This is a genomic window from Sphingorhabdus lutea (assembly GCF_001889025.1).
Taxonomy (GTDB): Bacteria; Pseudomonadota; Alphaproteobacteria; order Sphingomonadales; family Sphingomonadaceae; genus Sphingorhabdus_B; species Sphingorhabdus_B lutea.
Window position 1 is genome coordinate 354,193 of record NZ_CP018154.1, and the last position, 13,868, is coordinate 368,060.

The window sequence follows — 13,868 nt, forward strand, 5'->3', positions numbered from 1 at the left end:
ATAAATATAATTTTATCAATAATATAAATTATATGGGCTGTGGATAAAGTTAATATCCACAGCCTTTTTGTTAACCATAGACAGTTGCAAATATTTATGATTCGTTTGGCATAAGGGCAGCAAGAGATGCTGTGGGGCATTTCCATATGAAGTTTTTTGAAGGGACCAAATAAATGTTGAATAAAATGAAATTCGCTGCAGCTGCAACAATCTTGGCAGCATCAATGGGATCAACCTCTGCTTTTGCTGCAACGCAAACCGCAAATGCTCAAGCTGAAATTATTTCTGCAGTTGAATTGTCAACTGTTGCTGATTTGAACATGGGCGTTGTTGCTGCTGGCGCAGCTGGCGGCACTGTGACATTAAATGCTAGCACTGGTGCTCGCACCTGTTCAGCAGCTTTGACCTGTGTTGGTACTGCTACTCGCGGTAGCTTCCAAGTTACCAATGCAACAAATGGTTATACCGTAAACTTGTCAGTTTCTGCATCAACCAACTTGACCGGCGCTGGCGCACCAATGACATTGACATTGACACCATCTGCAACGTCAATCGTATTTAACTCTGCTGCTCTTGAAACAGTATATGTTGGTGGTTCATTGGCAGTTGGTGCTAACCAAACTGCTGGTGTATATTCCGGTACATATTCAGTAACCGCAAATTATAACTAATATATTGGGGTGTTATTTGGGCCAAAGGTCCAAAACCCAATAAAGATTATGCTCCCCGCCTGGCATTATTGATGCTGAGTGGGGAGTTTTTTTGTGCCCATTTGCGTAAATTAGCAAGTTGGTAACCATATTTCGGCATAGTATTTCCAATGAATAAATATCAAAATGACAAAAGGATTTCGCCCATGATTTCAACGATACGCAAAAATTTAAGCGCCTGCATCGCGGCAATTGGCCTTGCGGCAGTAAGTTTGATTCCGTTGCAGCCAGCAATGGCATCGGGAGATTTACTGGTCGCGCCAACGCGTGTGATATTGGATAGTCAGCGCGGAACAGAGGTTATTTTGAACAATATTGGCACAGAAGAAACCACCTATCGTATATCTTTGGAATTACGCCGGATGAATGATCTTGGCCGTTTGGATGAGGTTGCAGAAGAAGATGCAACCGAAAAGGAAAGCACCGCTTTATCCTTAATCCGTTATGCGCCGCGCCGTGTGACTCTTCCGCCGAATCAGCCACAGGCAATAAGAGTGGGGTTGAATAATTTGAAAGATTTGGCCGATGGTGAATATCGCGCGCATATGATGTTTCGCGCAATTCCCAATACAGCTTCGGTTGCCGAGACTCAGGATGCGGGCGGCGGATTGCAAATTCAACTTATACCCATTTATGGCATCACCATTCCCATCATTATCCGCAAGGGTAATATTAGCGCATCTGCGGCCATTGCGAATCCGCGTTTGGCACAGGATGAGACGGGGGCGAATTTATTCCTGATGGATTTAAGCCGTGAGGGAGATCGTTCGGTCTTTGGCGAAATATATGTAACCAAGGCTGGGCAGAGCGAACCATTAATGGTGGCCAAGGGTATCGCCATTTACCCAGAATTGGACAAGCGCACTATTGTGGTGCCGATTACCGCAGAGCAAGCGGCGACATTGAACGGGAATGTCACCATTTCCTATTATGAAGCGCCCGAAGCGGGCGGCGGATTGATTAGCGAAATTAAAACCACAATGTGATTTAATGAAGGCTTGGCGTCAAAAATAAATAGCTGAAATGTATAAATTATTTCATCATATAAAGCGGGCCATATTGGCCATTGCAATGGGGGTTGGTGCATGTCATGTGCCGGCCTCTACGGCATATGCGCAAGATGATGCTGGCTGGAAAGCCAATGATGATGATGCATTATTATTTGACGTGCGGGTGAAGCAATGGCGATTGGGTGATGGTGTTCGCGGATATCAAACCGATCAAGGTATATGCGTTGTTTTTGGCGATGCGATATTGGCGATGGATTTGCCGCTTCGTTTGGATAAGAAGTCGCGCCGCGCAACTGGATGGTTATTCCAAGAAAGCCGGACATTCACTTTAGACCGCGAACAAAATATAGTACAAATCGTGAACAAATCAATCGCGCTGCAAGCTGGTGATATTTATGATGTGCCAGAGGGTTGGTGTGTGGACACAAAAATTTTGGGTCAATGGTTGGATGTGACGTTAAAGCCTGACCTATCCAATGCATTATTGGTGATGGAATCGGAAAATAAATTGCCCTTTGAATATGCAGAGGAGCGAAAAGAAAAAGCAGCTAAAATCCGCCCGACAACCCAATTTGACCTTAATAAATTACCACAGGCCACCGACCCATTTCGTTTTTGGCGCACGCCATCGGCGGATATTATTGCCACGGCGGGTGTGTCAAAGGATAAATTGGCCGGAAATCGCCAGGATGTTAGTTATGAGATTTTATTAAGCGGCGAATTGGCAAAGGCATCATTTGATGCGCGCCTGTCGTCGGATAATAAGGGTGTGCCGGATAATTTACGTTTGCGCCTATATCGCACAGATGTGAATGCGGGGCTGCTTGGCCCGTTAAAGGCAACATATGTCGGCATTGGTGATGTGTCCACTGTCTCCACATCATTGGGCGGGCAAAATACATTTGGACGGGGGGCATTTGTCACCAATCGTCCCATAGAGCGTCCCGAAAATTTTGATCGAACCACATTTCGCGGCGAATTGCCCAGTGATTGGGATGCAGAATTATACCGCAATGATCAGTTAATTGGCTATACGACCAGCAGGGGCGATGGGCGATATGAATTTTTGGATATCCCATTGCTTTATGGACAAAATAGTTTTGAGATTGTGCTTTATGGCCCGCAAGGACAGATTAGGCGTGAATATCGCAATGTGCCTGTTGGATTGGATTCTATTCCGCCAAAGCAAACCTATTATTGGGCGCATGTTCAGGATGCGGGTCGCGATTTAATTGGGCTTCAGGAACAACAAAGTTATGATTTCCTTGGGCTGAGAGGTGGGGTGGGAGTCGAGCGGGGTCTGAACAGCCGCACTTCGGTTGCCGCTTCGATAACCAGTTTAATGTCAAGGGGCGAGCGATATCATTATTTGGAGGCTTCGGTCCGCCGCGCCGTCGGGCCTGCCTTGGTCGAATTGGCCGCCGCCAATGATTTAGAAGGACATAGCGCGGTGAGCGCACAAATGCTTGGCCAATTTGGCGATGTAAATATATCCGCGCAATCCATTTGGTTGGGCAAAAATTTCAATACGGAACGTGTGGATTTTAATGTAAAGCAAAAACACAATATTACCGCCGATTATAGTTTTAAAATCGGCAAGAATAATATCCCCCTGCATGTCGAATTACGTAATGACGTCAGACGCAATGGCGTCAGCAAATGGGAAGCATTGGGAAGGTTGTCATTTAATATCAATAGATTAAATGTGAATACGGATATTAGCTGGGAAAAAGATGTGGTCGGTAATGTCGGTGCAGCGCAGCCGGCGCGTTTATATTCAACCGCGCGGGTAAGTGGGCGATTTGGCAAGGTGCGCCTGCGCGGAGAGGCGCGTTTTCAATTAAGCAATGGCGCAGGTTTTGAGGAATCACGCATTACCGCAGAATGGCGCGCGGGTGAAAATTCCGAATGGCGCGCGGAAGTCGGATATGATGCAAAGCAATCACGCGGCCGTGCGGCGATAGGCATGACACGTAAATTTAAACAATTTGCCATGACCGGACAGGTTGAGGCGGCAAGTGATGGCGCGGTTGCGGCGGGTATTAACCTTGCCTTTAGCATTGGCCCAAAACCGGAAAGTGGGGGTTTTCGCGTAACCTCGGAAAAACTCGCCGCCAATGGTCAGGCATTGGCCATTATTTATCATGATGAAAATGGCGATGGGATAAGGCAGGAAAATGAACCATTGGAACAGGGCGTTGAATTGACCGCTGGATTTTCCGGGCGTTCCTTGCCCACAGATGTTAATGGCCGCACAATGGTTGATAATTTGCAGCCATTTGACCCTATTTTAATCGGCATAGATGGTTCATCATTGCCCGATCCGTTTATTCAACCCGCCACCGCCGGTATTGTGGTGACGCCGCGTCCCGGTATTCCCATGTTGATTGAATTGCCGTTGGTTTCCGCAGGGGATATTTCGGGAACATTGGTAAAACCGGGTGGTTCGCCGCTTTCTGGTGTGGATTTGGAATTATATGACAAAAAGGGATTATTGTTAAAAAAATCGCGGACCGAATATGATGGTTATTTTCTGTTCGAATCGGTACCCTATGGCGAATATATGGTTCGTATCGCGCCATTATCGGCCAGCATTACGGGAATGAAACCAGAATTATCCGGTCCAATATTGGTTGGCCGTAATAATCCATCTGCAGAGCAGGGGGTTATTGTTGCGCAGCCTTTGGAAAGAATTGCACAAAATAAATCATCGGATGAAGCGGGAGATATAAATAAATAAAATGAAAAGATTATATGCAAGATGATAAACCATCATGCATCATCAGATGTATTTTATATTTTGTAAATATGGAGAAATGTAAAAGATGGTGGGCGATAACGGGCTCGAACCGCTGACCCTCTCGGTGTAAACGAGATGCTCTACCAACTGAGCTAATCGCCCATCTTTATCAGCAACTTTATGAGTTATAAAGTGCAGGAGGGGCAAATGCCAAAGAGTTTTGGTTTTGGCAAGTCTTTACTTTCAAAAAAAGCAAAAATTTTCGATATTCTTATAAAATTGGCGAAAAATAGTTTCGAATATCCCATATCATGCCTATATCAACATTATGAACATAGATGATCCACGTATTTTTTTATACCGTCCAGGCCTTTTAGATCCGGATTCGGCGCAGCAATTGGCAAAAATGTCATTGGCATCATGCGATGATGGGGAAATTTACCTGCAATATAGTGCAGTCGAATCATTTGGATTTGACGATGGCCGCTTAAAAACCGCGGATTATTCGGTTGATTCAGGATTTGGTCTGCGCGGTGTGTCGGGCGAAATGACAGGGTTCAGCCATGCCAGCGAGATAAGCGAGGCAGCAATTAAGCGCGCGGCGCAAACATTGCAATTATTGGATCCTGCCACGCAAAATCCCGCTGCGCCCCCGCAAAGGACCAACAGACATTTATATACAGATGGCAATCCCTTGGAACAGCTTGCCTTTGCAAAGAAAGTCGCATTGTGTGAGAAAATCGACGCAGCTGCACGTGCGCGTGATCCGCGTGTTAAACAGGCCAGCATAGGATTATCGGCCAGTTGGAGCGTGATTGAAATCGTCCGCGCTGATGGATTTGTGGCCACCGACATCCGTCCATTGGTGCGGTTAAATGTGTCGATTGTTTTGGAAGAAAATGGCCGCCGCGAATCGGGCAGTTTTGGTTTGGGTGGTCGTTATTTATATGATAAATTATTTGACGAAAGCGAATGGATGCGCGCCATTGAAGAGGCGTTTAAGCAGGCCGAGGCAAATTTACGTTCCGTTCCTGCCCCTGCGGGGGATATGACCGTATTACTTGGCCCTGGTTGGCCGGGCGTGTTGTTGCATGAGGCGGTCGGCCACGGTTTAGAGGGGGATTTTAACCGCAAAGGAACATCGGCATTTTCCGGAAAAATTGGGCAAAGGGTGGCTTCTCCAGGGGTGACCATTATTGACAATGGCGCAATTGCGGATCGGCGTGGTTCGCTTTCCATTGATGATGAAGGCACGGCGACTCAAGAAAATATATTGATTGAGGACGGTATTTTGCGTGGATATATGCAGGACCGCATGAATGCCCGTTTGATGGGGGTTGAGCCCACGGGCAATGGCCGCCGTGAAAGCTATGCCCATGCGCCCATGCCGCGCATGACCAACACATATATGCAGGGCGGCGAAGATGACCCGGAAGAATTATTATCGCGCGTCAAGGATGGCATTTATGCCAAAAGCTTTGGTGGCGGACAGGTGGATATTGTGTCGGGCAAATTCGTGTTCAGCTGTACAGAGGCATATAAAGTGAAAAATGGCAAATTGGGCGACCCCATTAAGGGTGCGACCTTAATTGGCGATGGTCCGGTTGCCATGCAAAAGGTTATTGGCATTGGCAATGATATGGCATTGGATGAAGGTATTGGCATTTGTGGCAAGGGCGGGCAAAGCGTGCCAGCCGGCGTCGGTCAGCCAAGCGTGCTTATATCTGGATTAACCGTTGGCGGCACAGGCGGGTGATGATGAAACAATTGGCGGCCAAGAAAATATAATATGTCTCTTGTCGAACTTGCCCGTTTCCCAACCAAAATAAAGGCAGATATTTGCAAGTCATTTTTGCAATCGCATGAAATTATGTCGGTTATATTTGATGATGGCATGAATAATTTTTTTGGTGGAGGCGGTTTAATTGCGGTGAAGCTGATGGTTTTGGATGAAGATCATGATGAAGCCGCTTCATTATTGGCCAAGGCAGAATTATTATGAAGGCGTGTAAATGACCCTGTCCCTGCGGGTTACCAGTTATAATATACATAAAGCCGTTGGCACAGATGGGCGATATGATCCGGCGCGTATTATGGATATATTACATATTGTCGATGCTGATATTGTCGCCCTTCAGGAATCGGATCGCCGTTTTGGAAATCGGCACAGCTGTTTGCCATTGGATATGATAGAAAATAACCAAAAATGGCAAATTGTTGATTTTAAGGGAAAGCATGAAAAAAAAGTGCATCATGGCATAGGGTGGCATGGCAATGCGCTGTTCATTCCAAAACAGGCAAAGATAATTCATTCCGAAACAATTAAACTCCCGACATTAGAACCAAGGGGAGCGATTTGCGCACATATTGAAATTGGTGGACAACATTTATGCATAATATCATGCCATTTGGATCTGTCTGGCCTTTGGCGGCGGCGACAAATAAGGACGATTTTGGAATATATTGATAAGCATCCCCATAAATTACCAACAATTTTAATGGGGGATTTTAACCAATGGTCGCGTTCGGGGGCATTATCCGAATTTGCCTATCATCATTTGAAATTGGTGGATATGGGCCCCAGCTTCCCTTCGCGGCGGCCGGTTGCCCGGCTTGACCGTTTATTGCACAGCCCTGATATCATCATCTCTAATCATGGTGTTTGCGATGATGCAAAGGCGCGGCAGGCATCGGACCATTTGCCCATTTGGGCTGATGTGCAGATATGAATATGCCGACTGTTTATTTTTTAGGCAATATTGCAGTGCAACTTAATAATTGACTAAATTATAAGCATATTGAATTGCACAATGATAAGGCAATATCGATAAACATATAAATTTCCTATGTTTTTTAATAATGGCACGCCCCGTGCAATAAGTGTCCATGATGGAAAATTATGACGATTTTCCCATGATGACAGCATTAAAAAAATTAAGGGATGAAATAATGCGGAAAACTAAAATGATAATGGGGGCAGTGGGAGCGACAGCATTTAGCATGCTGAGCGTTCTTCCTGCATTTGCACAAGAGGCGGCCGAAGCCGCTGCGCCAATTGTGGATAAGGGCGATACCGCATGGATGATGACCGCCACTGTTTTGGTCATGGCCATGATTGTACCGGGCTTGGCTTTATTTTATGGCGGTTTGGTTCGCACCAAAAATATGCTTTCCGTATTGACGCAAATTATCGCAGTGGCCAGCTTGGCGATGGTGGTTTGGGTGCTATATGGCTATAGCATGGCCTTTGGTGGCGGGGATTTAATCCCTGGCATAGTCGGTAATTTCGATAAGATATTCCTAAATGGTGTCACCGTGGATAGCGTGGCCGACACATTTAGCGATGGGTTCAAAATCCCAGAATATGTCTTTATTGCATTCCAAATGACATTTGCCGCGATTACCGTGGCCTTGGTCGTTGGCGGATTGGTGGAGCGTTTGAAATTCAGCGCATTGATGTTGTTTGCATTAATCTGGTTGACCATCGTTTATTTCCCCATTGCACATATGGTGTGGGGCGTTGGCGGCATTATTCTTGACATGGGCGCATATGATTTTGCCGGCGGCACAGTTGTGCATATTAATGCAGGTGTTTCGGCATTGGTTGGCGCCATTATCCTTGGCAAACGTATCGGTTATCAAAAAGAAATTATGGCACCGCATAGCCTGACCATGACCTTAATCGGCACCGGTTTATTGTGGGTGGGTTGGTTCGGATTTAATGCAGGCTCTGCATTAGAAGCAAATGGATCAGCAGCATTGGCAATGATTAACACCTTTGCGGCAACCGCAGGCGGCGTATTATTCTGGATGCTTACCGAAAAAGCATTGGGTCATAAGGGGTCAATGTTGGGTGCATGTTCCGGCGCGATAGCAGGATTGGTGGCGATTACACCAGCTGCGGGTAATGCAGGACCAGCGGGCGCAATATTATTGGGCGGTCTATCATCGGTTATCTGCTGCTATTTCGTGATGAAGTTGAAAGCGAAATTTGGCTTTGATGATTCACTTGACGCATTTGGTATCCATGGTTTGGGCGGCATAGTTGGTTCAATTGGTGTTGCCATTGTCAATTTGCCCGGCCTTGGCGGTCAAGCAGGTGATGATTATGATCTAATGGGTCAATTGGGCATCCAAATTGCCGCTGTCGGTATTGCGGTTGCGTGGGCAACCATTGGTTCAGCGATTGCATTCTACATCGTTAAAGCGGTTATCGGATTACGGGTAAGCGAAGAAGTAGAGCGCGAAGGTCTTGATCTTGGTGAGCATGGCGAACGCGCTTATAATTATTGATGATAAGGGAGGATGGCAGAAAAAGTGGGAACCGGTTTTTCGCTTCGCCATCCGACCAAAAGATTGAACAGGATGGCAGAAAAAGTGGGAACCGGTTTTCAAATATTGGTTAGAACTTTGAACCATCCGAACAAAAGGAAAATAAATTAAACAGTTTGACGGGTAAAATATTCTCTCTCACTCTCTCCTAGGCTATTTTATCCGTCTCAACTTGTTCCTCCCGCGAACAGCGACTTATACCCGGACCGAAATATCGGTTCGGGTATTTTTTTAACGGCGCTTTGGCCTTATTTCTCGCTGATATAGGGGGTTTCTTTGGGGGATAATGTGCCGCCTGATGCGGTGCAATTTCCGGTTTGAACATATTTCCATTTATCGGGCAGATAATCTTTTTGCGCAGTGCCCGCACAATTCACCATTTCCATTCTTTGGCTGGACCAAGTTGCACAATCATTTTTTTGCGCCAGCGCGATGCCATAGCATTTTTCACGCGCGGATAATTTGGACGTGGGAATGTGAATATTTTTATCTTCGGTAGAATATCTTATTTTGCTGCTTTCATTATCGGAACAGGAAATAAGCGCACCGATAGAGATTAAACCGCCAATTAAATGCTTCATTTTTAATCTATTATCTTGCGTCATAGGCGCATCGATAATCCAAATATGATATTCATGCCAATAAAATATTGCCATATCATCTTTGGAATAAATTGTTAAAGAGAGGATATGAGCAACAGATTTAATTTTAAGATAAACGCCCGCGATGGAAAGGCCCGCACTGGCCAAATTGAAATGATGCGCGGCAATATTCAAACCCCCGCCTTCATGCCCGTGGGCACGGCGGCAACGGTAAAGGCAATGCGCCCGGCAGAGGTCGCCGCCACCGGTGCGGATATTATTTTGGGCAATACATATCATTTAATGCTGCGCCCTGGGGCGGAGCGTATGGCGCGTTTGGGCGGCCTGCATCAATTTATGAAATGGGATAAGCCGATTTTAACCGACAGCGGCGGTTATCAGGTGATGAGCCTGTCTTCTCTTCGTAAATTAACCGAAGAAGGCGTAACATTTAAAAGCCATATTGACGGTTCAAAACATGTCTTGACGCCAGAACGATCGATGGAGATTCAACGCCTGCTTGGCAGTGATATAGTCATGGCATTTGACGAATGTCCGCCCAATGGGGTGGACCAAAAACAGGCGGAAAAGTCCATGGCGCTTTCTATGCGCTGGGCCAAACGCTCGCGTGATGGATTTAATAGCGGGGAGGAACATGCCGCGCGTTCCGCACTTTTCGGGATTCAACAAGGATCGTTGGATGAACGGTTGCGCGGGGAAAGCGCGGCGGCGTTAATTGATATTGGTTTTGATGGCTATGCCATTGGCGGTCTTGCCGTGGGTGAAGGGCAAGAGGCGATGTTCAATGTTTTGGATTTTGCACCAGAACAATTGCCCGACGATAAACCACGATATTTAATGGGCGTGGGTAAACCCGATGATTTGGTCGGCGCGGTGGCGCGCGGGGTTGATATGTTTGATTGTGTTCTGCCCACACGTTCGGGCCGCAATGGTCAGGCATTTACCCATTTTGGGCCGATAAATATTCGCAATGCAAAATTTGCTGAGGATCAAGGGCCATTGGATGAAAAATGTGTCTGCCCCGTATGTGGCGGCGATGGCAGCAAACAGGGGATGAGCAGCGGATGGAGCAGGGCCTATATCCATCATTTGGTGCGTTCGGGTGAGATTTTGGGCGCAATGTTGATGACACAGCATAATATTAGTTATTATCAAATATTAATGGCCAATATGCGCAAAGCCATAGCAAAGGGCGAATTTGCGGCGTTTCAGGCCGATTTTAATCGCGATTATTTTGGGGGATGATAAAATGGGAATGCAAGATATTGAAAATGCCATTGCACGTTCCCAACAATATAGCCCCTTTCTCCGCGATATTTGGGGTAAATTCCCTGAAATAGATTGCCAAATTGCCGATGGTAAATTTGATGAGGCAATGGCGTCAGCCTATGCCATAAAGGGCGCAGATATCGCCGAAACCCTGCGTAAACAAAGAAGCGCTATCGCGCTTATCACCGCCATTGCCGATTTATCAGGCCATTGGGATGTGTCTAAGGTAACCCGCGCGTTAAGTGATTTTGCTGACCATGCGGTGGATATGGCCGTGGGCCATGCAATCGCGCAGCATATTGGCGCGGATTATGACGCAATGGAAAATCCATGTGCGGGATTTGCCGTTATTGCCCTTGGCAAACATGGCGGGCGGGAATTAAATTATTCATCCGATATTGACCCCATATTATTATATGACCCTGAAACCCTGCCGCATAGGGAGGGGGAGGATGTGGCCAAAGCCGCCGTGCGTATTGGGCGGCGCGTGGTGGACATATTATCCGCGCGGGATGGGCATGGATATGTGTTTAGGGTGGATTTGCGCCTGCGCCCCACGCCGGAAGTTACGCCGATTGTTTTGACGGTAAATGCAGCCATCAGCTATTATGAATCCAGCGCGGTGGCATGGGAACAGGCGGCGTTTATCCGCGCCCGCGCGGCGGCGGGTGATGTGGCGCTGGGCCAATATTTTTTGGATGCGATAAAGCCATTTATTTGGCGGCGCTCGATAGATTTTGGTCAAATTCAAAATATTCATTCGATGATCCGGCAAATCCGCAACCATTATAAAAAAGGTCAGGAAATCGGCCTTGGTTTTGATGTTAAAAAAGGGCGCGGCGGGATAAGAGAGGTGGAATTTTTTGCCCAGGCACATCAGCTTATCTATGGTGGGCGCAATGGGGAATTGCGCATTGCCGATACATCAGAGGCGCTGCGCCGATTATCGCATTTTGGCCATGTCGATGCTGATATTAGCAATGATTTGATAGAGGGATATGCTTATTTAAGGCAAGTTGAACATCGGCTACAAATGGTGGATGACCGCCAAACGCATGAGCTGCCCCAGCATGAAGCACAATTGGAACAGCTGGTCCAATTGGATGGCGGGGCCGATATGCACAGCTGGATGGAAAAATTACAACAAATTGTCCAAAATATCAGCAGCCATTATGATATTTTGATAGAGGCAACCGCCGAAGAAAATATGGCCGATGGGGCGGGGCAGGGCAAAGGCAATATCTCCATTAAAGAGCAATTGACCGCATTTGATATGGATGAGACGGCGTGCGAACGGCGCATAGCACGCTGGCAATCGGACAAAATACGGTGCCTGCGCAGCGCATCGGCGCGAAAATCATTTGAACAAATTTTGCCGTCATTGTTGCACGCGCTTGCCGCTGCGCCCGATCCCAAAAATGCATTGAACCGATTTGACGATATTATTGATAAATTGCCATCGGCGGTCAATTTTTTCCATTTATTAATGGCGCGGCCCGACACAATGGCCCGGCTTGCCGATATTTTAAGCTATGCCCCCATATTGGCGGATGAGCTGACCCGTAATATTAGTTTATTTGATACTTTAATCGATCCAAATGTGGCCGCACTGCCGCAATCTTTGGCCGAAATGCGCCAATATTTTGAAACACAGATTATTGGCGATGAATATGAACTTATTTTGGATCAGGTGCGCACTCATGTTAGCGAATTGCGGTTTGCCGCAGGGGTGCAGCTTTTATCTGGTCAGCAAAAAAGTGAGCATTTGGCGCAAATTTATTCACATATCGCAGAGGTGGCAACCGAGATATTGGTGGATGCAACCCGTCATATATTTGAACAATCACATGGCAAGATAGAGGGCAGCGACCTTATCATTTTGGCCTTGGGCCGGCTGGGCGGACAGGCATTGACCCATGCGTCCGATTTGGATTTAATATTTTTATTTACTGGCGAACATGATGCCCAATCAAATGGCCGCCGACCATTGGGCGCAACGCATTATTATAATCGACTGACACAACGGATAATCGGTGCATTAACCGTGCAAACCTCATCCGGTCCATTATATGAGGTGGATTGCAGATTGCGCCCATCGGGGAATAAGGGGTTATTATGCGCGACGACGGAAAGTTTTGATCAATATCAGCATAAGGAAGCATGGACATTTGAACATATGGCCATGATGCGCGCGCGCACCATTTATGGCGGAGATGCAGCGCGCGGACAAATTGGCGATATTTTGGACGGCATCCACCATATTAAACGGGATGAGGCGCTGATTCATGCCGATTGCATTAAAATGCGCCGCGATATGGATGAACATAAACCTGCATCCGGCCCATTGGATATTAAAAAAATGACCGGCGGGTTGATTGATATTGAATTTATGATTCATTATTTGCAATTAACGCGGCAATGCGCCCTTTCGCCCAATTTATCCCATGCATTACAAATATTGATAAAACAGGGCCATTTGCCGGAAAATTTATATGATGCCTTTACCTTGCAATCAGGTCTTTTAATCTATTTACGGTTATTTGTGCCTGATTTGGCCGAGCCATCACCGCCAATACAAAAATTTATCGCCTCGGCGCTTGGCATGGAAAATTGGGATGCGTTAATCGATCAATTGCAAAAAAGCAGACAGCTTGTTACGCAGATATGGACAGAAATTTTTGGGCAAGAACGATAAAATATCGGGCGCAAACTTGCCAAATAATAAAAGATTAGGAATATATTATGACAGAAATTGGCGGGAAAATTCCAAGCATTACCTTATTGGATCATTTGGAAAATAAAGTAGAGATGGCAAATATTACCCATCCGGCGGTTATTTATTTTTACCCCAAGGCTGATACGCCCGGATGCACCAAGGAAGGCCAGCAATTTACCGAAAAATTTGATGATTTCACATCTTTGGGTGTCAATATTTATGGGGTTAGCAAGGATAAGCCCGCTAAATTAGAAAAATTTGCAGCAAAATATGATTTTAAGCATCATTTACTTTCCGATGAAGAAAGCAACTTCACCGAAGAAATGGGCGTGTGGGTGGAAAAAAATATGTATGGCCGCAAATATATGGGGATAGAGCGCGCGACATTTTTAACCGACAAATCCGGTAAAATCGCCCAAATATGGCGCAAGGTTAAGGTGAAGGACCATGCCGAGGCGGTGTTGGAAGCGGCCAAGGGCTTATAATAAA

Annotated in this window: 12 protein-coding genes and 1 tRNA gene; 11 read left to right on the forward strand and 2 right to left on the reverse strand. The window is 46.4% G+C overall.

The window, feature by feature from the left end:
- Positions 1 to 173 precede the first annotated feature (173 nt).
- The 3 genes from LPB140_RS01750 (at position 174) to LPB140_RS01760 (ending at position 4,460) form a co-directional block, all read left to right on the forward strand.
- Positions 174 to 671 carry a DUF4402 domain-containing protein gene (locus LPB140_RS01750; RefSeq protein WP_072558410.1) on the forward strand — a complete coding sequence of 166 codons (498 nt, stop codon included), beginning with the start codon at positions 174 to 176 and terminating at the stop codon, positions 669 to 671.
- A gap of 149 nt (positions 672 to 820) precedes the next feature.
- Positions 821 to 1,696: a fimbrial biogenesis chaperone gene (locus LPB140_RS01755; protein ID WP_232223429.1), complete on the forward strand. Its 876-nt coding sequence runs from the start codon at positions 821 to 823 to the stop codon at positions 1,694 to 1,696.
- Positions 1,697 to 1,733: 37 nt separating this feature from the next.
- The gene (locus LPB140_RS01760) at positions 1,734 to 4,460 is read left to right on the forward strand and encodes an MSCRAMM family protein (RefSeq protein ID WP_072558411.1); all 2,727 of its coding nucleotides are present in this window, start codon (positions 1,734 to 1,736) and stop codon (positions 4,458 to 4,460) included.
- Between the two features lie 86 nt (positions 4,461 to 4,546).
- Here the strand turns inward: LPB140_RS01760 and LPB140_RS01765 are convergent.
- Positions 4,547 to 4,622 (reverse strand) — tRNA-Val (locus LPB140_RS01765).
- A 166-nt stretch (positions 4,623 to 4,788) separates the two neighbouring features.
- On the opposite strand from LPB140_RS01765, the gene tldD reads away from it, so the two are divergent.
- The 5 genes from tldD to LPB140_RS12270 all read left to right on the forward strand — a co-directional run bounded on the left by tldD (position 4,789) and on the right by LPB140_RS12270 (position 8,903).
- Positions 4,789 to 6,216, forward strand: a complete 1,428-nt coding sequence (gene tldD / locus LPB140_RS01770; protein WP_072558412.1) for a metalloprotease TldD — start codon at positions 4,789 to 4,791, stop codon at positions 6,214 to 6,216.
- Between the two features lie 33 nt (positions 6,217 to 6,249).
- The gene (locus LPB140_RS01775) at positions 6,250 to 6,462 is read left to right on the forward strand and encodes a putative signal transducing protein (protein ID WP_072558413.1); all 213 of its coding nucleotides are present in this window, start codon (positions 6,250 to 6,252) and stop codon (positions 6,460 to 6,462) included.
- A 10-nt stretch (positions 6,463 to 6,472) separates the two neighbouring features.
- Positions 6,473 to 7,189 carry an endonuclease/exonuclease/phosphatase family protein gene (locus tag LPB140_RS01780; RefSeq protein WP_072558414.1) on the forward strand — a complete coding sequence of 239 codons (717 nt, stop codon included), beginning with the start codon at positions 6,473 to 6,475 and terminating at the stop codon, positions 7,187 to 7,189.
- A 220-nt stretch (positions 7,190 to 7,409) separates the two neighbouring features.
- Complete coding sequence (locus tag LPB140_RS01785; RefSeq protein ID WP_072560123.1) at positions 7,410 to 8,753, forward strand: ammonium transporter; 1,344 nt, start codon at positions 7,410 to 7,412, stop codon at positions 8,751 to 8,753.
- Positions 8,754 to 8,765: 12 nt separating this feature from the next.
- Positions 8,766 to 8,903, forward strand: coding sequence for a hypothetical protein (locus LPB140_RS12270; RefSeq protein ID WP_156874095.1), 138 nt, complete (start codon positions 8,766 to 8,768; stop codon positions 8,901 to 8,903).
- 137 nt (positions 8,904 to 9,040) lie between these two features.
- Here LPB140_RS12270 and LPB140_RS01790 read toward each other — a convergent pair whose 3' ends face one another.
- Positions 9,041 to 9,397 carry a BufA1 family periplasmic bufferin-type metallophore gene (locus tag LPB140_RS01790; RefSeq protein WP_198024142.1) on the reverse strand — a complete coding sequence of 119 codons (357 nt, stop codon included), beginning with the start codon at positions 9,395 to 9,397 and terminating at the stop codon, positions 9,041 to 9,043.
- Positions 9,398 to 9,481: 84 nt separating this feature from the next.
- On the opposite strand from LPB140_RS01790, the gene tgt reads away from it, so the two are divergent.
- Genes tgt through LPB140_RS01805 form a run of 3 tightly spaced genes read left to right on the forward strand, consistent with a single transcriptional unit; the run spans position 9,482 to position 13,864 of the window.
- A complete protein-coding gene (gene tgt / locus LPB140_RS01795) occupies positions 9,482 to 10,639 on the forward strand; it encodes a tRNA guanosine(34) transglycosylase Tgt (RefSeq protein ID WP_072558416.1) in 1,158 nt (385 codons plus the stop codon).
- A complete protein-coding gene (locus LPB140_RS01800) occupies positions 10,593 to 13,358 on the forward strand; it encodes a bifunctional [glutamine synthetase] adenylyltransferase/[glutamine synthetase]-adenylyl-L-tyrosine phosphorylase (RefSeq protein WP_232223430.1) in 2,766 nt (921 codons plus the stop codon). The genes tgt and LPB140_RS01800 overlap by 47 nt, the downstream gene beginning before the upstream one ends.
- Positions 13,359 to 13,405: 47 nt before the next feature.
- The gene (locus LPB140_RS01805) at positions 13,406 to 13,864 is read left to right on the forward strand and encodes a peroxiredoxin (protein WP_072558417.1); all 459 of its coding nucleotides are present in this window, start codon (positions 13,406 to 13,408) and stop codon (positions 13,862 to 13,864) included.
- The last annotated feature ends 4 nt before the right edge of the window (positions 13,865 to 13,868 follow it).

Coding starts and splice junctions, on each gene's coding strand:
- LPB140_RS01790 (WP_198024142.1), bottom strand. CDS start 9,397: ATGACGCAAGATAATAGATTAAAAATGAAGCATTTAATTGGCGGTTTA.
- LPB140_RS01785 (WP_072560123.1), top strand. CDS start 7,410: ATGCGGAAAACTAAAATGATAATGGGGGCAGTGGGAGCGACAGCATTT.
- LPB140_RS01760 (WP_072558411.1), top strand. CDS start 1,734: ATGTATAAATTATTTCATCATATAAAGCGGGCCATATTGGCCATTGCA.
- tgt (WP_072558416.1), top strand. CDS start 9,482: ATGAGCAACAGATTTAATTTTAAGATAAACGCCCGCGATGGAAAGGCC.
- LPB140_RS01780 (WP_072558414.1), top strand. CDS start 6,473: ATGACCCTGTCCCTGCGGGTTACCAGTTATAATATACATAAAGCCGTT.
- LPB140_RS01755 (WP_232223429.1), top strand. CDS start 821: ATGAATAAATATCAAAATGACAAAAGGATTTCGCCCATGATTTCAACG.
- LPB140_RS01750 (WP_072558410.1), top strand. CDS start 174: ATGTTGAATAAAATGAAATTCGCTGCAGCTGCAACAATCTTGGCAGCA.
- tldD (WP_072558412.1), top strand. CDS start 4,789: ATGAACATAGATGATCCACGTATTTTTTTATACCGTCCAGGCCTTTTA.
- LPB140_RS01805 (WP_072558417.1), top strand. CDS start 13,406: ATGACAGAAATTGGCGGGAAAATTCCAAGCATTACCTTATTGGATCAT.
- LPB140_RS01775 (WP_072558413.1), top strand. CDS start 6,250: ATGTCTCTTGTCGAACTTGCCCGTTTCCCAACCAAAATAAAGGCAGAT.
- LPB140_RS12270 (WP_156874095.1), top strand. CDS start 8,766: ATGGCAGAAAAAGTGGGAACCGGTTTTTCGCTTCGCCATCCGACCAAA.